Origin of the sequence: Mesorhizobium sp. M1006 (assembly GCF_040318825.1) — a bacterium.
Taxonomy (GTDB): Bacteria; Pseudomonadota; Alphaproteobacteria; order Rhizobiales; family Rhizobiaceae; genus Mesorhizobium.
Genome location: NZ_JAMYMZ010000001.1, coordinates 284,825 through 303,115, shown reverse-complemented (window position 1 = coordinate 303,115; position 18,291 = coordinate 284,825). Strand labels below are relative to the sequence as shown.

Below are 18,291 nucleotides of genomic sequence, written 5' to 3'. Positions count from 1 at the left end.
TTTAGCCAATTAACTGATTTCAGCCACGGCCCCCATTTAGGATTGGAGCCCCAAAACCTTCCACGCCAAAATTGATGTTAGATGGCGATCTTGATCACGGCGAGCCAGCTGTAGCCGCGATAAAGTGTTCTGAATCGAAGGCTTGCACCAACTCTCGCAGATTCCGATTCCAGGACGTCGCGCAGGGCTTCACGCGGCTGGACATGGAATTTTCTCAACCAGCCGCGCAGCAGCGTGCGGAACCAGCCGGGCAGGGCCTCCTGCTGGCCGAAATCGACGACGTGCAGCGAGCCGCCCGGTGACAGGGCAGCAAGAGCCGCGAACACTGTCTTCTCCCAGCCGGGAATCATCGACAGCGAATACGAGACAAAAATGCGGTCGAAACTTTTGACGCCGAACAGTGCTTTCGCGTCGAAATCGGTGGCGTCGCCGCACGCCAGGGTGACGCGGCCGGAGAGGCCTTCGCGCGCGAGGGCGGCAGTGGCCGTCTCCAGCATCTCGGCCGAAATATCGAGGCCGAAGAAGCGCGCGCCGGGATAGCGGCGGGCGGCGAGGATGATGTTGCGGCCGGTGCCGCAGCCGAGCTCGAGCACGGTGCCGCCGGCCGGCACATCCAGTCCGGCGATAAGCCGGTCGCGGCCGAGCAGATAGTATTTGCGGGTCAGGTCGTAGATATGACGCTGCCAGCGGTAGACGCCGTCCATCAGCTGGGCATGGCTGGCCGGCAATTCGGTCGTGCTCATGCGGACCGCTTCACATAGAGATGGAAGCCACCATAGATGGCCGAGCGGTCGCGCGCCGAAAACTCGCGCGAGGCGTCGTTCTCGTAGCGCCACTGGTCGAGCAGCGAATTCGAGACGCGGCCGGGCAGCAGGCTGGGTTCCGCGGCGGTACGGAAGATGACGCGGGCGCCGGTGGAGGCGGTTCGGGTGATCTCGGCCCACAAACCATTGAGCTGGTGGTCGGTCATCCAGTCCTGTGCATCGAGCAGCACGAAGCGATCCACCGAGCCGGCATCCTTGCCGGCAAGGAACTCGATCAGATTGGCGTGGTGGATGGCAACGCGATCGACATTGTTGCGGATCGTCTTGTAGTTGCGCTTTTCGAGATAGGCGGGCAGGGCGGCCTCGCTCGGATCAGGGTAGCGGCGGGCGAAAGCCTGCCAGGCGAAATAATTGGTCTTCAGCGGAAAATCGCAGGCGAGCTTTTCCAGTCGTGCCTTCAGCACGCTGGCCATGGTGCCGTCACCCGAGGTGATCAGCGAATCGTACTGGGCCGGCGGAATGCCGAGGCCGAACAGCGAAGCCTTTCGCGATGTCGCCCATTTCAGCAGCGGTTTTTCGAAGACCGGCGCCAGCTCTTCGTCGAAGAAGCGGCGCTGATCGGCGATGCTCTTGGCGTCCATGATGCCGGCCGGGTCGACGCCGAAAAATTTTGCGGTGCGATGGCCCATGGCGATGAACAGGCCAAGCAGGCCGGTCTGGTAGAAATTGCGGTCGAAGACAGCGATGCGGCGACGGCCGCGCCAGTTGCGGCGCTCCCAATAATGGCGGCTGACCGGGTCGAGATGCGGTGCGATGAAGCGATCGTAGGCCTGTGAATTGTGCCCGGTCCCAGCCGCGCCGAAGAAACGGAACAGGTCGCCCTGCGACGGCAGGTGACGGACGGCTTCGAGCTTCATGCGGTTCAGCGCGATATGGGCAGCGTTGAGGTCGACGGCATCGATCCTTTCCGGCGAGCGGGTGAGATAGGCAAGGATGTTACAGCCGCCTGAGGCAATGGTGACGATGCGGTGGCCCGTCCCGAGCTGCATCGCGTCCATGTCGATTTCGGGGTCTTCCCAGATCTGCGGATAGACGAGGCCGGAGAACAGGAAGGCGAACAGGCGCTCGGAGATGCCGGCTTTCGACAGCGGGCGGTTCTGGTAGACGGCCTTGCCGACTTCCTTGCCGCGGCGAAAAACCAGGTCCCCAGAAATGTCCGTCATGGCAAGGCGATTCCCCGTTTGCGTTGCCGCAAGCGGGTAGCGCAGGGTGATGACAGGCCGGTGACAGCCTGTTGACGCGAGTTCAGGCCTTGCCAAATCCACCTGGGGTCGGCGTCGTCACGATGACCGCCTCGCCAGCGTCGAGGATGGTCTGATCGCAGGCTTTCAGCGTCTCGATCGCGCCGGTCTTGCGGCGGACCTTGGTCGAACCGGCCTCGCCATCGCCGCCTCCGTCCAGTCCCCGCGGCGGGCGGTTGCGATGCGAGGACAGGATCGCGCATTCCATTTTTTCGAGGAAGCGGATAGTGCGCCTGGTGCCGTCGCCGGCATTCCATTTGCCTTCGCCGCCGGAGCCTTCGCGGATATGAAAATCCTCCAGCAATACCGGGAAACGCAGTTCCAGCACTTCCGGATCGGTCAGGCGCGAATTGGTCATATGGGTGTGGACGCCGGAGGTGCCGGCAAAACCGCGGCCGTCGTTCATCCGGCCGGCCGGCGAGCCCGAGCAGATCGTCTCGTAATACTGGTACTGCTTGTTGCCGAAGGTGAGATTGTTCATCGTGCCCTGCGCATTGGCCATCGCGCCCATGGCGCCGAATAGCGCGTTGGTGACGTGTTGCGAGGTCTCGACATTACCGGCGACGACTGCCGCGGGATAGGCGGGTTTCAGCATCGAGCCGTCGGGAATGATGATGTTGATCGGCCGCAGACATCCGGCATTCATAGGGATGTTGTCTTCGACCATGACGCGGAAGGCATAAAGCACAGCGGCTCGGGCGACCGGCTCTGGCGCATTGAAATTGTTCTTCATCACCGGCGACGTTCCGGTGAAGTCGACGGTCGCTTCGCGCTTCCGCCGGTCGACCGATATCTTCACCTTGATCATTTGGCCGGTGTCGGTCGGGTATTCGTATTCGGAACTGTCGGGCAGCCGCTCCAGAACGCGGCGCACGCTTTCGGCGGCATTGTCCTGGACATGGCCCATATAGGCTTCGACCACATCGAGGCCGAAATGGGCGACCATCTTGCGCAGCTCGGCGACGCCCTTTTCGTTCGCGGCGATCTGCGCCTTGAGGTCGGCGATGTTCTGGTGCGGATTGCGCGCCGGGTAGGGGTGGTCGGTGAGCAGCGTCTCCAGGTCCTTCTCGCGGAACCGGCCGCGATCGACGATGCGGAAATTGTCAAACAGCACGCCTTCCTCGTCGACGGTTGTGGCAAGCGGCGTCATCGAGCCGGGCGCGGTGCCGCCGATGTCGGCATGATGGCCACGCGAGGCGACGTAGAAGAGGATCTTCGGCGATTGGCCGATCTCCCCCCTTGTGGGGGAGGTGGCGGCGAAGCCGCCGGAGGGGGTCGTTGCGGCAGTGCTCGACGCACTTGTGGTGCCTTCTGCGAGGACCCCACCCGGCCGCTTCGCGGCCACCCTCCCCTCAAGGGGGAGGGAAAACACCGGCGTCACCACTGTGATATCAGGCAGATGGGTGCCGCCATTGTAAGGCGCGTTCAGCGCAAAGACGTCGCCGGGACGGATGTCGCCGGAGTTGAGCCGGATGATGGTTTCCACCGAGCGGTCCATCGAGCCGAGATGCACCGGCATATGCGGCGCGTTGGCGACCAGCGCGCCATTCCGGTCGAAAACGGCACAGGAGAAGTCGAGGCGCTCCTTGATATTGACCGAATAGGCGGTGTTCTGCAGCGTCACGCCCATCTGCTCGGCGATCGACATGAACAGGTTGTTGAAAACCTCCAGCATCACCGGATCGGCTTCGGTGCCGAGTGCGGCGTGTCGGCGCTTCTTCTCGACGCGCCGCATCAATACGTGGTTCTTGGCGGTGATCTCGGCCTGCCAGCCCGGCTCGACGACGATGGTCTGGTTAGGCTCGATGATCAAAGCGGGGCCGGCGATCTTGTTACCAGGCTTCAGCGTTTCGCGAGGGAAAATGCCGGCGTCGCGCCAGACGCCGTCGACAAAGATTTTCCGGTTCCCGGAAGGATTTGCGGCCATGTATTCAACAACTGAATCGCTTTCGTCGCGGCCGGTGCCGCCGGTATCGGTACCTTCGACGCCGATCGACTCAACGATCATCGGCTTGTCGTCATAGACGAAACCGAACTGTGCCTTGTGCGCCGATTCGAAGTCCGCCTTGGCCTGCGCAATCGAGCCGTGCCCGAAGTTCACAGGCAGCGCGGTATCGGTGCCGTCGTAGCGGATCTGCAGCACCGGTCTCGAGACGACCGCGTCTTCGCTGATGCCTTGCGCGGCGAGTTCGTCGATGACGGCTTTGCGCAGCGTTGCGATGAGTTCATCGATCGCTGGCCCGGAATTGTCCGCCAGCGGCTTCAGCAGCGCCTGCTGGCGTGACGCAAATACAGAGGATAGGCCGATGCCGTATGCCGAGAGCAGGCCTGAGAAGGGATGGATCAGCACCGCCTCCATGCCGAGCGCATCGGCGACCAGGCAAGCGTGCTGGCCGCCGGCGCCGCCGAAGCAGTTCAGGAGGTATTCGGTGACATCGTAGCCGCGCTGCACCGAAATCTTCTTGATGGCGTTGGCCATGTTTTCGACGGCGATGGTGATGAACCCTTCGGCGATGGTTTCCGGGGAGCGGCCGTCGCCGATCTCGGCGGCAAGGGCCGCGAATTTTTCGCGAACCATCTGGACGTCGAGCGGTTCGTCCTGGCCCGGTCCAAAAATAGCCGGGAAGAACTCGGGCCGCAGCTTGCCCAGCATGACATTGGCGTCAGTGACGGCCAACGGGCCGCCGCGCCTATAGGCGGCCGGGCCGGGATTGGCGCCGGCCGAATCCGGCCCGGCGCGAAAGCGGCCGGCCTCGTAATGCAGGATCGAGCCGCCGCCTGCAGCGACGGTGTGGATGCGCATCATCGGCGCGCGGATGCGCACGCCGGCGACCTCGGTGTCGAAGGCGCGCTCGTAGTCGCCATCGTAATGGGCGACATCGGTGGAGGTGCCGCCCATGTCGAAGCCTATGACCTTGCCGAAACCGGCGAGTTTTGCCGTCTCGACCATGCCGACGACGCCGCCGGCCGGGCCGGACAGCAGCGCATCCTTGCCCTGGAACATGTCGGCGGCGGTGAGGCCGCCCGACGACATCATGAACATGAGGCGAGGGCTTTCCCTCCCCCTTGAGGGGAGGGTGGCGGCGAAGCCGCCGGGTGGGGTCGGCTCGACTGGGTTCGACCTACTCTCCCCCCTTGAGGGGGAGATGGCCGCAAAGCGGCCAGAGGGGGTCCTGTCAGAAGGCACCACAGGGGCGTCGAGCACTGCCGCAACGACCCCCTCTGTCGGCTCCGCCGACATCTCCCCCTCAAGGGGGGAGAGGACGCCCAGTTCCTTTGCCACTCTTTGCACATACCTAGCCAGGATCGGCGACAGGTAGGCGTCGACCACGGTGGTGTCGCCGCGGCCGACCAGCTTGATCAGCGGCGAGACCTCGTGACTGACCGAGACCTGCGAAAATCCGAGTTTTCTGCAGACCTTCGCAACTGCCTTTTCGTGATCGGGATGTTTCCAGGCATGCATGAAGACGATCGCGACCGCATCGATGCCGTCCGCCTTGGCTTGCTCAATAGCCGGGCGTACCGAAGCAATGTCGAGCAGGCGCTCGACACTGCCGTCGGCGCGAACCCTTTCGTCGATCTCGACGACGCGCTCATAGAGCTGTTCGGGAAGGATGATCTGCTTGGCAAAGATATCTGGCCTGGCCTGATAGGCAATCCTCAGCGCATCGCGGAAGCCTTTGGTGATGAGCAGCAGCACACGGTCGCCCTTGCGCTCGAGAAGCGCATTGGTGGCAACCGTGGTGCCCATCTTGACATCGCCGATCAGAGCGGAGGGGATTGGAGCGCCGGGTTGGACGCCGAGCAAATCGCGAATGCCCTGGATGGCAGCGTCGGCATAGGCTTCGGGATTCTCGGACAGCAGCTTGCGCGGGTGCAGCGCGCCTTGCGGGTCACGGCCGATGACATCGGTGAAGGTGCCGCCGCGGTCGATCCAGAAATCCCATTTTGCAGTCACAGCGGCGCTCCCGGGATTTTTCCCTGTTCGATCTGTTAGCTCGCGAGGCCCTGACCGGCAATCGTCAAGTGATTGGAATATGTTACAGGCAGAAATGCAACGTTACGAAACTCATGCGCAGCTTACGCATTGTGTCCTCGACCGCCGCCGGTAACGGAGGCGTGATTAGAGGAGAGATATCATGAAGAAACTCATTCTTGCGTCGGTGTCGGCGCTTGCGTTGCTTGGCCTTGCCGCCTGCAGCAACAGCGGCACCGACAACACCACGACGCAGAGCACCAACCCGCCGGCATCCGACCAGACGATGAAGCCGGCTGCTCCTGACGCCAACAAGCCTGCCGAGCCGGCTCCGGCACCTGCGCCTGCGCCGGCTGCTCCGGCTCAGTAGTCAATGTGACAGCCAAGGAAAGGCTGGCCTCACAGGCCGGCCTTTCTGCTGCTTACGATACCAGCGCCTGGCGGCCGAGTGCGACGACGTGAGCGCTGGCGCCAGCCGCCTCAGGCATTGCGCCAAATCGATTGGGCCAGCCCCTGCGGCACTGTCTTGGCTTGATAGCGATGGGTGGTTGGTCCTATGAAGCCCCCATGTCGATTTGGGACCGCCTTGGCGACTTCGTCACACGCGTTTCATCTTCAGCGTCGTCAGGCGTCGCCGAAGTGGTCGAGGCCGTGCGCACGGTTTTCTCCGGCGATGCCGATCTGCGCCGGCGCGTCGCCTTCTCGGTGGCGATGATCGCCCTGTCGGCCAAGATGGCCAAGGCAGACGGCATCGTCACGCAAGACGAGGTGCGCGCCTTCCAGGAAATATTCGAGGTGCCGAAGGAACAGAGGCGCAATGTGGCGCGGCTCTACGATTTGGCCAAACGCGACATTGCCGGTTTCGAGACCTATGCCGAGCGGATGGCGCAGCTTTGCGGTTCGGGCCATTCGAACTGCCTGATGCTCGAGGATATACTCGACGGGCTGTTCCACATCGCCAAGGCCGACGGGCTGGTGCATGAGCGCGAGGGCGAATTCCTGCATCGCATCGCCGAGATATTCCGCATCGATGAGGCGCATTACCAGAGCATCCTGGCCCGGCATGTCGATCTGGGTGCCGCCGATCCCTATGTTGTGCTCGGCATCGAGCGCGGGAAGCCGTTCGAGGAGGTCCGCAGGCGCTACCGCAAGCTGGTCTCCGACAATCATCCGGACCGGCTGATCGCACGCGGCCTGCCGCAGGAATTCATCAAGATCGCGACGACCAGGCTGGCGGCGATCAACGCGGCCTATGAAATGATCGAGCGAGGCCTGCGGCACGCATGAGCGGCTTTCCGCCCGATGAGCCGAGCGCCGAGGTCAGGGTATCGCCGAATTTCGGACCACGGCGCGGGACGCTCGGACCCGATATGATCGTGCTGCACTACACCGGCATGGCTACCGGCGCCGGTGCCGAGGCATGGTTGTGCGATCCGGCAAGCGAGGTCTCGTCGCACTACCTGGTCCATGAGGACGGCCGCATTGTTCAGATGGTAAGGGAAAGCGACCGCGCCTGGCATGCCGGCAAGAGCTCGTGGTTCGGACAGAGCGACATCAACTCCTGTTCGATCGGCATCGAGATCGTCAATCCGGGGCATACGCTCGGCTATCGCAACTTTGCAAAACCGCAGATCGGTGCGGTGATCGGCCTGTGCGCCGGCATCATCGAGCGCCATTCCATTCCGGCGCAGCGGGTGCTTGCCCATTCCGACGTGGCACCGGGGCGCAAGGTCGATCCAGGCGAGAAATTTCCATGGAAGGCCTTGTTTGCCGTCGGTATCGGCCATGTTGTGCCGGCAGCACCGATCCGGCGCGGCGCCGTGCTGAAGCCAGGCGATACCGGCGCCGAGGTAGAGGCGCTGCAGTCGATGCTGGCGCTCTATGGTTATGGCGTCGAGATCACCGGCGCCTTCGATCGGCAGACCGAAATCGTGGTAGAGGCATTTCAGCGGCATTTCCGGCAGCGCCTGGTCGATGGCATGGCTGATGGATCGACGATCCGCACGCTGGAAAGGCTGCTCGCTTCCGTAAGGATAGCCTCTCTCAAATAATCTTTTGCCAGCTTAAAAATTACAATCTGTTACTCAAAGTGACTTGCGTCGCCTTCTTTGGCGCCAATTCCGTCGTCAAAGGCGATCCGTACAGATTGTCGGACGTCTATCCCCCAAATGTTCCGATGTTGATTGAGGGTATCTGCGCGAAGTTCTTTGTGCAGATCAAACAGAACAGGATCACATGCAGAAATTGACCGTTTTAACGGCAGCCATTGCTGCCGGCGTAATGACTTTTGCCTTCAGTGCGGCAAACAGCGCACCGCTGAGCCAGCGGGCCGATCAGGGCTTCAGTGCCGCAGCCGGCAAAACCGCCGTGCCGAAAGCCACCCGTGGTGCAAAAGTAGAGAAGACCGCCACCGCAAAAGTGGAACAAGCAACCGCGGTAAGGACGAAAAAGCCGGCCCCTGCGAAAAAGCCAACCGCTGCAAGAAAGACAATCTCAAAACACTATGTGAAGCGTAACCGCAAAAGCATCGACCACATGGCAACGGCGTCAGTCGCTCCGAAGAGCAGGCCAGCGCCTCAGGCGGTGGTAGTCGGCGCCAGCGGACAGTATTCGGCGATCATTGCGCGTTATGCCGCCAGCTATGGCGTCCCGGTGTCGCTCGCCAACGCCGTCATCAAGATCGAAAGCAACTACCAACCGAACCAGGTCGGCAGCGCCGGCGAGATCGGCCTGATGCAGATCAAGCCGGCGACGGCGCGGATGATGGGCTATAGCGGTTCGGTTCAGGGCCTCTATGATCCAGATACCAACATCAAATACGGCATGAAGTACCTCGCCATGGCGCGGGATCTCGGCGGCGGCACGACCTGCGGCACGATCCTGAAATACAATGCCGGCCATGCCGCCACACGGATGAACCCGGTGTCCGCAGCCTATTGCGGCAAGGTCAAGGTCCAACTGGCTGCACTTGGAGCGCCCGCCTGACAAGCGACAACTTGCTTTTTCGTTTGCGTTTTCGGGCCTGAACCCCTTTATACGCCTTGCCAGCTGGCCGGGCGGCCGCACCCGCGAAGCCGAAAGGCTGCGGGTGAGGAAAGTCCGGGCTCCATGGAGACACGGTGCCGGTTAATGGCCGGCGGGGGCGACCCCAGGGAAAGTGCCACAGAAAGCAAACCGCCACGATCCAATCGTGGCAAGGGTGAAAGGGTGGGGTAAGAGCCCACCGCGCGACTGGCAACAGGAGCGGCACGGTAAACCCCACCGGGAGCAAGACCGAATAGGGGCGGTGCGAGGGGAAACCCTCGAGGGCTGTTTCCGGCTCACCGTCCGGGTAGGTTGCGTGAGGCGTATGGCAACATGCGCCCAAGATGAATGGCCGCCACGTTCTCGCCGTGTAAGCGGCGAGGGCCATACAGAACCCGGCTTACAGGCCAGCTGGCAGTTTTCCCCGATAAAAGGAAATCTCCTGATATCAGCAGGTTGCGTCTTCGGGCGCAGCCGTTGGTTCAGTTTTCGACCCGCAATTAAGCGCGGCATTCCTTGAAAATGGTGCGATTAAATCGTACCATTTGGATGACGGTATTCAGGAGCGCGTCATGGGACAGGTCGATAAACGCAGCATCACGCTGTCGCCGGAATTGGCGGCGGTGGTCGACGACGTGGTCGCCGCCGGCGAATATGCCTCGGCGAGCGAGGTGATCCGCGACGCGCTGCGGCAATGGAAGGACCGGCGCGACCTGCTCGGCTACACGGTCGAGGAATTGCGCAAGCTGGTGCAGGAAGGGATCGACAGCGGGCCGGGACGGTTTGCGTCGATCGACGAAATAAAGGCCGAAGCGCGGAGACGATTGAAACCCGACAGCGCGGCATGAATTTGCTGCCCATCATCCGAACCGCAAATGCGGAAGAGGATTTGATCGCGATCTGGCTTCATGTTGCGCAAGACAACGAGGCTGCAGCCGATCGATTGCTCGATCGGATCGAAGCCCGCTGGCAGCAAGTGGCCACTTATCCCTTCTCAGGTGCCCCGCGCGAAGACATCGCAACCGGAATCCGTCACCTGATCGTCGGCGAATACCTCACCTTGTATCGTGTCCGCGAAGAGGCGATCGAAATCATTCGCGTGCTGCACGGCCGGCGCAAGATCGACGCCGACGATCTAAGTTCGTGATTGCCGATTCAGCCACCGATTGCGTCCAGCGACGCCTCGATCGCCTGCCAAAGCTCTTCCACCGGCTCGCAGCCGATCGACAGGCGAACGAAGCCGGGGGGAACGGCATCTCCCCTTTTTGATCGCCGTTCGGCCGAAGTGTGTACGCCGCCGAACGAAGTCGCTGCCTGCATCAAGGCGCAGTTGTTGATGAAATCCTCGGCCTTGTCCTCCGAGGCGAGCACGAAGGAGATGAGAAAACCGAAGCGCTCCATCTGGGCGCGGGCAAGATTGTGCGATGGATCGCTCTCCAGTCCCGGAAAGCGCAAGCCGCTGATCGCGCGATGGTTTTTCAGTCGTCGCGCTATCATTTCGGCGGAAGCGCACATGCGGTCGAAGCGCACGTCCAGCGTTTCGAGGCCGCGATGCACCAGCCATGCCTCGAACGGCCCGGGGATGGCGCCCGACGTCTCGCGCCAGTCGGTCACCCTCGAGATAATGTCCGCGTCGCGGCTGGCGACATGGCCGAACAGCACATCGGAATGGCCGTTTGGTGCCTTGGTGTCGGCGGCAATGACGATGTCTGCGCCGAGATCGAGCGGGCGCTGGCCGAAAGGCGTCATCGTCGTGTTGTCGACCACAAGCCCCGCACCCGCTTTGTGCACGGCTTCGGCGACGGCTGCGATGTCGCATATATCCAGTCCCGGGTTGGCGGGCGTTTCGACGAAGGCAAGCCGGTATCCGTCGAAGCCGCCGTCGAGGAAGCTCGACGTCGGCCGGACATCATAAGCGACGCCGAAGGACTTCAGGAAGCGCTCTGCCAGCGCTCTCGTCGTGTGATAGCCGTCGGACGGCAGCAGGATACGGTCGCCGGCTTTGAGCAGGCCTAAAAATACTGCCGAGATGGCAGCCATCCCCGAGGGAAAGGCGACGCATGGGGCGTCTTCCAGATGCGCCAGCATGTGCTCGACCGCATCCCAGGTTGGATTGCTGAAGCGGCCATATTGATCGAAGCCGGTGGCGTCGCCGGGCGCATGAAAGATGGCGGCCATCGTCAGGGGCAAGGGGATCGGGTCGCCCTTGGCCAGCCCGCCGCGGCGCAGATGGGGAAGTGCCGCGGCGCGTGACTTGGCTGTTTCGGACATGGTTTCAACCTCGTTACTGACCGGAAAAGGGATGCCGAGGCTATGCGCGGCAGCGATCCGCAGCAAGTCGGCTCCGGTTGGGCCACACGGCTCTAAACGCTTCGTTAGGCTTAATAGAGGATAAAGACGGGAGTGCCGTCAAAGCTGCTCTCCCCAGTCGTGGCAGGCGCGTTTTGAAAACTGTTCCCGTTGACGCCCATAACACCCCATGATATCCCATTCCGATACTCGAGCCTTCGTTCCGTGTCAGGGTGAAGCGTACGCCAATCGGGCAGCCGCGGCGGCTGCGCGTTTGCCTGCGTTCGCCCGTCACAACGAAGCGGGTTTTGGACGTCGACCGGGCCGGGGCGGCGCGGACAGGAAGATGCAGAGGGGTGCGGCGGCGCAAGCGGCCGTAACGCGTAATGGACCGGTTTCTGTCGAACGCGGTGAACAGGATCGATGCGAAGGGACGGGTGTCCGTGCCGGCGCATTTCCGTGCCGTTGTGCAGAAACGCGGCTATTCGGAACTTTATGCGCTACGCTGCCTGGATCGCCCGGCGATGGATGTCGGTGGGCTCGACCTGCTCGATCGCTACGAGCAGCGCATCGCCCAGGAAGACCCGTTCCTGCAGACGGCGGACGACATGTCGTTCTTCTGCCATGGCGATGGAACGTTTCTGAAGCTCGACCAGGACGGCCGTATCACGATGAGCGATTTCATTCGCGAGCATACCGGCATTTCAGCGGAAGTGGCCTTCGTTGGCCGCGGCAATTTCTTTCAGATCTGGGAGCCGGGACGGCTCAGCGCCTATGGGACGGAAGCACGCGCCCGGCTTTTGCAGCTTCGGCAGGGGACGAAGCCCGAGGAGCGGCCGGAATGATGGCGGGCGACGGCGATGAAGTTCATGCCGTTGGCGGACCAGCCCGTCACATTCCGGTCCTCCTTGCCGAAGTTCTGGAGGCGCTGGCGCCGACAAAAGGCGAGGTGATCGTCGACGGCACGTTCGGTGCCGGCGGCTACACGAAGGCCATTCTGGCAAGCGGAGCCTCGGTCGTCGCCATCGACCGCGATCCGGATGCGATCGCGGCGGGGCGGGCCCTTGAACAGCAGTCCGGCGGCAAGCTCAGGCTTGTCCAGGCACCGTTCTCGACGCTCGACGAACAGGTTGAAAGTGCCGATGGCGTCGTGCTCGACATCGGCATCTCCTCCATGCAGATCGACCAGCCGGAGCGCGGCTTTTCGTTCCGGGCCGATGGGCCGCTCGACATGCGCATGGCGCAGGCGGGCCTGAGCGCCGCCGACGTCGTGAACACCTTCAAGGTGGGCGATCTTGCCCGCATCTTCGGTTTTCTCGGCGAGGAACGCCATGCCGGGCGCATCGCCCGCATGATCGAGAGCCGTCGCGAAAAACGCCCCTTCCAGCGCACGCTCGATCTTGCCGATGCCATCGAGACGCATATCGGTCGCGCGCCAAAGGACAAGATCCATCCGGCCACCCGCGTTTTCCAGGCGCTGCGCATCTTCGTCAATGACGAACTCGGTGAACTGGCCAAGGCACTGTTTGCCGCAGAGCGCGTGCTGAAACCGGGCGGGCGGCTTGTCGTGGTGACCTTCCATTCCCTGGAGGACCGCATCGTCAAGCGCTTCATCGCCGACAGAGCCGATTCAGCGACCGGATCGCGGCACCTGCCCGAGGCGCAGGCGCGCACCGCCACCTTCACCAAGAAGGGCGGCGGCGTAACGCCTGGCGATGCCGAGATAACGGCAAATCCGCGGGCGCGCTCGGCAAGGCTGCGCGCTGCGATCCGTACAGAGGCGCCGGCGCGCGCCGGCGATTTTTCGATTTTCGGCCTGCCAAAACTGCCTGGCCCAAAGCTTCCCGGCGCCGATCGACCGGGAGAGAGGTGAGCACGTGTTTCGTACCAGCGACATAGTCCTGATCGCCGTGATGGTTTCGGCGGCCGCCCTGACCTACAAGACCAAGCGCGAGGCCGAGGAGCAACTGGCGGCAGTGCACAAGATCCAGGCGCAGATCCGTTATGAGGAGGACACGATCGACCTGCTCAAGGCGGACTGGAGCCTGCTTACCCAGCCGTCGCGCCTGCAGAAGCTCACCGAAATCTACAAATCGCAACTCGGACTCGAGCCGGTCAATGCGCGGCAGATCGTCGGGCTGGACGATCTGCCGGCGAAACCCGTCAATATCGAGGACCTTTCATCGCAGCGGCTGGGCGGCATGGCCGATATCGGCGGCAAGGATCCCGTGGTGACCGGAGGCGTCGTCCAATGATCACCGGATTTCCAATGGCTGCCAGATTTCCAAAGATTGGCAGGCTGCTGAAGCGCGGTTCGAAGCCCGGTGCAGGCGGATCAATCGTGGTCGAAGGTGCCCGCAAGGCGACCGGTGGCAAGGGCAGGACCCGCATCGTCATGACGATGGCAGTGTTCTTCGGCATCTATTCGACCATTGCCGGGCGGCTGGTCTATCTGGGTTTCCAGAATCCCGACCTGTCGGGCGGCCCGCAGAGCCGGGTGACGGCATCGCGACCCGACATCGTCGACCGTAACGGCGAAGTGCTGGCGACCGACATCAAGACCGCGTCGCTGTTTGCCGAACCGCGCCGCATCGTCGATGCCGACGAGGCGATCGAAAAGCTGTCGACGGTGCTTCCCGAGATCGACTACGAGCAGACATACAACAAGCTGAAGAGCGGCGCCGGGTTCGTCTGGCTGCAGCGGCAACTGACGCCGAAGCAGCAGGCCGACATCATGCAACTCGGCATCCCCGGATTCGGCTTTCGCACCGAAAAGCGCCGGTTCTATCCGGCCGGCGAAACCTCGTCCTACATTGTCGGCCTCACCAACATCGACAATCAGGGCATCTCCGGCATGGAGAAATACATCGACGAACAAGGCTTGAGCGACCTTCAGGCGTCGGGTCTGGCGGTGGCCAAGGATTTGAAGCCGGTGCAGCTCTCGATCGACCTGCGCGTCCAGCATATCGTGCGCGATGAGGTCGCCACCGGTATGGAAAAGTACCACGCGATCGCGGCGGGCGCCGTCGTGCTCAACGTCAAGACCGGCGAGGTGCTGGCGATGGCGTCGGTTCCGGATTTCGATCCGAACAACCCCTATAACGCGCAGGACAAGGACAGGCTCAACCGTATGTCGGCCGGCCTCTATGAAATGGGGTCGACCTTCAAGAGCTTCACCACCGCTATGGCGCTCGATTCCGGCAAGATAACGCTGCAAAGCCGCTTCGACGCGTCGCGCCCGATCAGGATCGGCCATCAAACCATCCATGATTTCCATGGCAAGGGCCGGGTACTGTCGGTGCCGGAAGTGTTCATCTACTCCTCCAATATCGGCTCTGCCAAGGAAGCCGAAGCGGTTGGCATCGACGGACACCGCGAATTCCTGCATCGCCTGGGAATCCTCGAGAAGATGCAGACCGAACTGCCGGAAGTGGCTCGGCCGACCGAGCCCAAGGTCTGGAAGCAGGTCAATTCGATCACCATCGCCTTCGGCCACGGTGTGTCGACGACGCCGCTGCAGACAGCGGTCGGCTGCGCCGCGCTGATGAATGGCGGCTATCTGATGGACCCGACCTTCCTGCCGCGCACGCAGGAGCAGGCGATGGCGGTGGCCAAGAAAGTGGTCAGCGACAAGACGGTCGAGGGCATGCGCTATCTCTATGCCCTCAATGCCGAAAAGGGATCCGGCCGCAATGCACGGGTGCCAGGATACCGGGTGGGCGGCAAGACGGGAACGGCGGAGAAGGTTGTCAACGGCCGTTACTCGAAGGAAAAGAATTTCAATGCCTTCGTTGCGGCTTTTCCGATGGACGATCCGCAATACATAGTGCTTACGATCGCCGACGAACCGAAGCCGGAAAAGCCCGGCATGGGTGGTACGGCCGCCTCGAACGCGGGCATCATGGCTGCAAACATCATCCGACGTGCGGCTTCCATGCTTGGCGTGAAGCCAGATTTCAGCCATGAAAATGGTGCAACGCTGGTTTCCTATCAGTGATTCTTGGGGCGCGCCGGCAACTGCGCGCTATTTTGTTGCGATGAACGGGGTTCGATGAAGCTGAAAAATCTAGCCGGTATCCTGCCTGTCGAGGGGACAGCTTCCTTCGACATGGAGGTTACAGGGATTTCGTCGGATTCCCGCCAGGTAACACGGGGCGTCGTCTTTTTCGCGCTCACCGGCTCCAAGGCGGATGGCGCAGCCTACGCAGCCGATGCCGCAAGCCGCGGCGCTGCAGCGATCGTGGTCGGCAAAGGCAGTGCGGTCGCCGGGCTGCCAGTCCCGGTTCTTGTCGTAGACGATCCGCGCCTTGCACTGGCGCTGAGTGCTGCACGTTTTTTCGGCATGCAACCGCAAACCATGGTCGCGGTGACCGGAACCAGCGGCAAGACCTCGGTCGCCGCATTCACCCGGCAGATATGGGAGCAGGCGGGTTTTGCCGCCGCCTCGATCGGCACGACCGGCGTGGTGGCGCCGGGCCGCAACGAATATGGCTCGCTGACCACGCCGGATCCGGTGGCACTGCACAGGCTGCTCAAGGAGCTGGCGGAGGCCGGCGTCACCCACGCCTCGATGGAAGCGTCCAGCCATGGCCTCGACCAGCGCCGGCTCGACGGCGTCAAGCTCGCGGCCGGTGGCTTCACCAATCTCGGCCGCGACCATATGGACTATCATCCGACGGTCGAGGAGTATCATCGCGCCAAATTGCGTCTGTTCGACGCGCTGCTGCCGAAGGGCGCGCCGGCGGTCATCTTTGCCGACGACCCGTGGTCGGAGCCGACGATCAAGGCGGCGCGGGCAGCGGGACTGAACGTGCTGACGGTCGGCCGCCACGGCGATTTCCTGCGGCTGAAGCGGGTCGAGCACGAGCGCCACCGCCAGCGCGCCGAGGTCGAAGCGGACGGCGTTCTCCACGAAGTCGACTTGCCGCTGGCCGGCGACTTCCAGATTGCAAATGCGCTGGTGTCGGCCGGACTCGCCATTTCGACTGGAACATCTGTTGCCAAAGCGTTGATGGCGCTGGAGAAATTGAAGGGCGCGCCGGGACGGCTCGACCTTGTCGGGACGGCCGCCAACGGCGCGCCGGTCTATGTCGACTACGCGCACAAGCCGGATGCGCTGGAAAACGTGCTGGCTTCGGTGCGCCCCTTTACCACCGGCCGCGTCATCGTCGTATTCGGTTGCGGCGGCGACCGGGACCGAGGCAAGCGGCCGATCATGGGCGAGATCGCCACAAGACTGGCCGACGTGGTCATCGTCACCGACGACAATCCCCGCTCGGAAGTACCCGAGACGATCCGCGCCGCGATCCTGGAAGCCGCACCTGGCGCCATCGAGATCGGCGACCGGCGCAAGGCCATCCACGAGGCGGTCGGGATGCTTCACGCTGGCGACACGCTGATCGTGGCCGGCAAGGGCCATGAGGAAGGCCAGACCATCGGCACCGAGACGCTGCATTTTTCCGATCATGAGGAAGTTCGCTCGGCGCTGCGGGAGCAAGCGGCGTGAGCTATCTGTGGACCTCCGAGGCGCTGGTTGCCGCCATGGATGGCCGGCCGCTCGGTCCGATGCCTGAAGCCATCGCCGGCATTTCCATCGACAGCCGCAGCCTGCAGCCGGGAGACGCTTTCTTCGCCATCAAGGGCGAGGCCATGGACGGCCATGATTTCGTCACCGCCGCTATCAAGGCGGGCGCCGGCGTGCTGGTCGTCGCCGAGGGCAAGCTGCCGTCGCTGGGGCGGCTGACGGCACCGATGATCGTCGTGGAGGACGTGCTTGTCGCTCTGGAAAAGCTCGGCGTTGCGGCGCGCGCACGCTCAAAGGCCAGGGTCATTGCCGTGACCGGATCGGCGGGCAAGACCACCACCAAGGAAGCGCTACGCCACGCTCTCTCCGCGGTCGGTACGGTGCATGCATCGGCCCAGTCGTTCAACAATCACTGGGGCGTGCCGCTGACGCTGGCGCGCATGCCGCAGGATTGCGACTATGCCGTCTTCGAGATCGGCATGAACCATCCCGACGAGATCCGGCCGCTGGTCAAGATGGTCCGGCCGCATGTCGCCATCGTCACGTTGATCGCGGCCGCTCACCTCGGCTTCTTCCGCAACCTGGACGAGATCGCCAAGGCCAAGGCAGAGGTTTTCGAGGGATTGGAGCCCGGTGGCGCCGCCCTTCTCAACCGCGACGATGCGCGCTGGAAGCTGCTGGAGAAGATGGCCAAAGAGGCCGGCGTCGAGCATGTCTACGGGTTCGGCGAGAATGCCCGGGCGACCTTCAAACTGATCAAATGCGAGCTCAATGCCGATCACTCGGTCATCACCGCCAAGATTGGCGGGCACGAGATTGTCGCCAGGATCGGCGCGCCGGGCCGCCATATGGTGCAGAACGTGCTCGCGGTGCTTGGTGCCGCGCATCTGGTCGGTGCCGACGTTAACAGGGTTGCGCAGGCGCTGGCCGATCTTTCGCCCGAACGCGGACGCGGCAAGCGCTATGTGTTGCGTCACCCCAACGGGCCGATCACACTGATCGACGAGAGCTACAACGCCAATCCGGCGTCGATGAGCGCTGCAATGGCACTGCTCAACACGACGCCGGTGTCGGGCGAGGGCAGGCGCATTGCCGTGCTCGGCGATATGCTCGAGCTCGGCAGCCATTCGGCGAAATTGCATGCCGCGCTTGCCGGTCTGATCGTCGGCACCGACACGCGCACGGTCTTTCTCGGCGGCCCGGAAATGCGGGCGCTGGCCGACGTTTTGCCCGACGAGATCAAGACGGAATACCGCGCCGGTGCGGAAGATCTGAAACCGGTTCTTCTATCGGAATTGAAGCCCGGCGACGTGGTCATGATCAAATCGTCGAAGGGCATAGGCTTTTCAAAGCTGGTCGAGGCGTTGCTCGGCAAGTTTCCGGCGGAAGCCACAACCAGCAGACAGACCTAGG

The 18,291-nt window shown here is 62.8% G+C and carries 16 protein-coding genes and 1 other RNA gene; 13 read left to right on the top strand and 4 right to left on the bottom strand.

What is annotated here, in order from left to right:
- Positions 1–77: 77 nt before the first annotated feature.
- The 3 genes from NKH60_RS01490 to NKH60_RS01480 all read right to left on the bottom strand — a co-directional run bounded on the left by NKH60_RS01490 (position 78) and on the right by NKH60_RS01480 (position 6,023).
- The gene (locus tag NKH60_RS01490) at positions 78–743 is read right to left on the bottom strand and encodes a class I SAM-dependent methyltransferase (RefSeq protein WP_352501072.1); all 666 of its coding nucleotides are present in this window, start codon (positions 741–743) and stop codon (positions 78–80) included.
- The gene (locus NKH60_RS01485) at positions 740–1,987 is read right to left on the bottom strand and encodes a BtaA family protein (RefSeq protein WP_352870920.1); all 1,248 of its coding nucleotides are present in this window, start codon (positions 1,985–1,987) and stop codon (positions 740–742) included. The genes NKH60_RS01490 and NKH60_RS01485 overlap by 4 nt, the downstream gene beginning before the upstream one ends.
- Before the next feature lie 82 nt (positions 1,988–2,069).
- Positions 2,070–6,023, bottom strand: a complete 3,954-nt coding sequence (locus NKH60_RS01480) for a hydantoinase B/oxoprolinase family protein (protein WP_352870918.1) — start codon at positions 6,021–6,023, stop codon at positions 2,070–2,072.
- A 181-nt stretch (positions 6,024–6,204) separates the two neighbouring features.
- Here NKH60_RS01480 and NKH60_RS01475 point away from each other — a divergent pair, with 181 nt between their 5' ends.
- The 7 genes from NKH60_RS01475 to NKH60_RS01445 all read left to right on the top strand — a co-directional run bounded on the left by NKH60_RS01475 (position 6,205) and on the right by NKH60_RS01445 (position 10,212).
- Positions 6,205–6,411 carry a hypothetical protein gene (locus NKH60_RS01475; protein ID WP_023676780.1) on the top strand — a complete coding sequence of 69 codons (207 nt, stop codon included), beginning with the start codon at positions 6,205–6,207 and terminating at the stop codon, positions 6,409–6,411.
- 197 nt (positions 6,412–6,608) lie between these two features.
- Entirely contained in the window at positions 6,609–7,328 is a 720-nt protein-coding gene (locus NKH60_RS01470) for a TerB family tellurite resistance protein (protein WP_352471547.1), read from the top strand.
- On the top strand, positions 7,325–8,092 hold the full coding sequence (locus tag NKH60_RS01465; protein WP_352471548.1) for an N-acetylmuramoyl-L-alanine amidase: 768 nt from the start codon (positions 7,325–7,327) through the stop codon (positions 8,090–8,092). The genes NKH60_RS01470 and NKH60_RS01465 overlap by 4 nt, the downstream gene beginning before the upstream one ends.
- 184 nt (positions 8,093–8,276) lie before the next feature.
- On the top strand, positions 8,277–9,026 hold the full coding sequence (locus NKH60_RS01460; protein ID WP_352471549.1) for a lytic transglycosylase domain-containing protein: 750 nt from the start codon (positions 8,277–8,279) through the stop codon (positions 9,024–9,026).
- Between the two features lie 59 nt (positions 9,027–9,085).
- Positions 9,086–9,484, top strand: an RNA gene (rnpB, locus tag NKH60_RS01455) — RNase P RNA component class A.
- 153 nt (positions 9,485–9,637) lie between these two features.
- The gene (locus tag NKH60_RS01450; RefSeq protein ID WP_352831214.1) at positions 9,638–9,913 is read left to right on the top strand and encodes a type II toxin-antitoxin system ParD family antitoxin; all 276 of its coding nucleotides are present in this window, start codon (positions 9,638–9,640) and stop codon (positions 9,911–9,913) included.
- Positions 9,910–10,212: a type II toxin-antitoxin system RelE/ParE family toxin gene (locus NKH60_RS01445; RefSeq protein ID WP_352831213.1), complete on the top strand. Its 303-nt coding sequence runs from the start codon at positions 9,910–9,912 to the stop codon at positions 10,210–10,212. The genes NKH60_RS01450 and NKH60_RS01445 overlap by 4 nt, the downstream gene beginning before the upstream one ends.
- 8 nt (positions 10,213–10,220) lie before the next feature.
- On the opposite strand, the gene NKH60_RS01440 is transcribed toward NKH60_RS01445, so the two are convergent.
- Positions 10,221–11,336: a cystathionine gamma-lyase gene (locus tag NKH60_RS01440; RefSeq protein ID WP_352831211.1), complete on the bottom strand. Its 1,116-nt coding sequence runs from the start codon at positions 11,334–11,336 to the stop codon at positions 10,221–10,223.
- A 404-nt stretch (positions 11,337–11,740) separates the two neighbouring features.
- Here NKH60_RS01440 and mraZ point away from each other — a divergent pair, with 404 nt between their 5' ends.
- The 6 genes from mraZ to NKH60_RS01410 are packed head-to-tail and all read left to right on the top strand — an operon-like array spanning position 11,741 to position 18,290.
- Positions 11,741–12,199 (top strand): division/cell wall cluster transcriptional repressor MraZ, encoded by a 459-nt coding sequence (mraZ, locus tag NKH60_RS01435; protein ID WP_352456172.1) that lies wholly within the window; start codon positions 11,741–11,743, stop codon positions 12,197–12,199.
- On the top strand, positions 12,196–13,227 hold the full coding sequence (gene rsmH, locus NKH60_RS01430; RefSeq protein WP_352501065.1) for a 16S rRNA (cytosine(1402)-N(4))-methyltransferase RsmH: 1,032 nt from the start codon (positions 12,196–12,198) through the stop codon (positions 13,225–13,227). Before mraZ ends, rsmH begins: the two co-directional genes overlap by 4 nt.
- 4 nt (positions 13,228–13,231) lie before the next feature.
- Complete coding sequence (ftsL, locus tag NKH60_RS01425; RefSeq protein WP_352501064.1) at positions 13,232–13,609, top strand: cell division protein FtsL; 378 nt, start codon at positions 13,232–13,234, stop codon at positions 13,607–13,609.
- A 14-nt stretch (positions 13,610–13,623) separates the two neighbouring features.
- Complete coding sequence (locus tag NKH60_RS01420) at positions 13,624–15,351, top strand: peptidoglycan D,D-transpeptidase FtsI family protein (protein ID WP_352471555.1); 1,728 nt, start codon at positions 13,624–13,626, stop codon at positions 15,349–15,351.
- Between the two features lie 54 nt (positions 15,352–15,405).
- The gene (locus tag NKH60_RS01415; protein ID WP_352614293.1) at positions 15,406–16,860 is read left to right on the top strand and encodes a UDP-N-acetylmuramoyl-L-alanyl-D-glutamate--2,6-diaminopimelate ligase; all 1,455 of its coding nucleotides are present in this window, start codon (positions 15,406–15,408) and stop codon (positions 16,858–16,860) included.
- The gene (locus tag NKH60_RS01410; protein WP_352471557.1) at positions 16,857–18,290 is read left to right on the top strand and encodes a UDP-N-acetylmuramoylalanyl-D-glutamyl-2,6-diaminopimelate--D-alanyl-D-alanine ligase; all 1,434 of its coding nucleotides are present in this window, start codon (positions 16,857–16,859) and stop codon (positions 18,288–18,290) included. The genes NKH60_RS01415 and NKH60_RS01410 overlap by 4 nt, the downstream gene beginning before the upstream one ends.
- The last annotated feature ends 1 nt before the right edge of the window (position 18,291 follow it).

Bases quoted from the DNA above. Each gene is read 5' to 3' on its own strand.
- NKH60_RS01490 (WP_352501072.1), bottom strand. From the start codon at position 743: ATGAGCACGACCGAATTGCCGGCCAGCCATGCCCAGCTGATGGACGGC.
- NKH60_RS01485 (WP_352870920.1), bottom strand. From the start codon at position 1,987: ATGACGGACATTTCTGGGGACCTGGTTTTTCGCCGCGGCAAGGAAGTC.
- NKH60_RS01475 (WP_023676780.1), top strand. From the start codon at position 6,205: ATGAAGAAACTCATTCTTGCGTCGGTGTCGGCGCTTGCGTTGCTTGGC.
- NKH60_RS01470 (WP_352471547.1), top strand. From the start codon at position 6,609: ATGTCGATTTGGGACCGCCTTGGCGACTTCGTCACACGCGTTTCATCT.
- NKH60_RS01465 (WP_352471548.1), top strand. From the start codon at position 7,325: ATGAGCGGCTTTCCGCCCGATGAGCCGAGCGCCGAGGTCAGGGTATCG.
- NKH60_RS01460 (WP_352471549.1), top strand. From the start codon at position 8,277: ATGCAGAAATTGACCGTTTTAACGGCAGCCATTGCTGCCGGCGTAATG.
- NKH60_RS01450 (WP_352831214.1), top strand. From the start codon at position 9,638: ATGGGACAGGTCGATAAACGCAGCATCACGCTGTCGCCGGAATTGGCG.
- NKH60_RS01445 (WP_352831213.1), top strand. From the start codon at position 9,910: ATGAATTTGCTGCCCATCATCCGAACCGCAAATGCGGAAGAGGATTTG.
- NKH60_RS01440 (WP_352831211.1), bottom strand. From the start codon at position 11,336: ATGTCCGAAACAGCCAAGTCACGCGCCGCGGCACTTCCCCATCTGCGC.
- mraZ (WP_352456172.1), top strand. From the start codon at position 11,741: ATGGACCGGTTTCTGTCGAACGCGGTGAACAGGATCGATGCGAAGGGA.
- rsmH (WP_352501065.1), top strand. From the start codon at position 12,196: ATGATGGCGGGCGACGGCGATGAAGTTCATGCCGTTGGCGGACCAGCC.
- NKH60_RS01420 (WP_352471555.1), top strand. From the start codon at position 13,624: ATGGCTGCCAGATTTCCAAAGATTGGCAGGCTGCTGAAGCGCGGTTCG.
- NKH60_RS01415 (WP_352614293.1), top strand. From the start codon at position 15,406: ATGAAGCTGAAAAATCTAGCCGGTATCCTGCCTGTCGAGGGGACAGCT.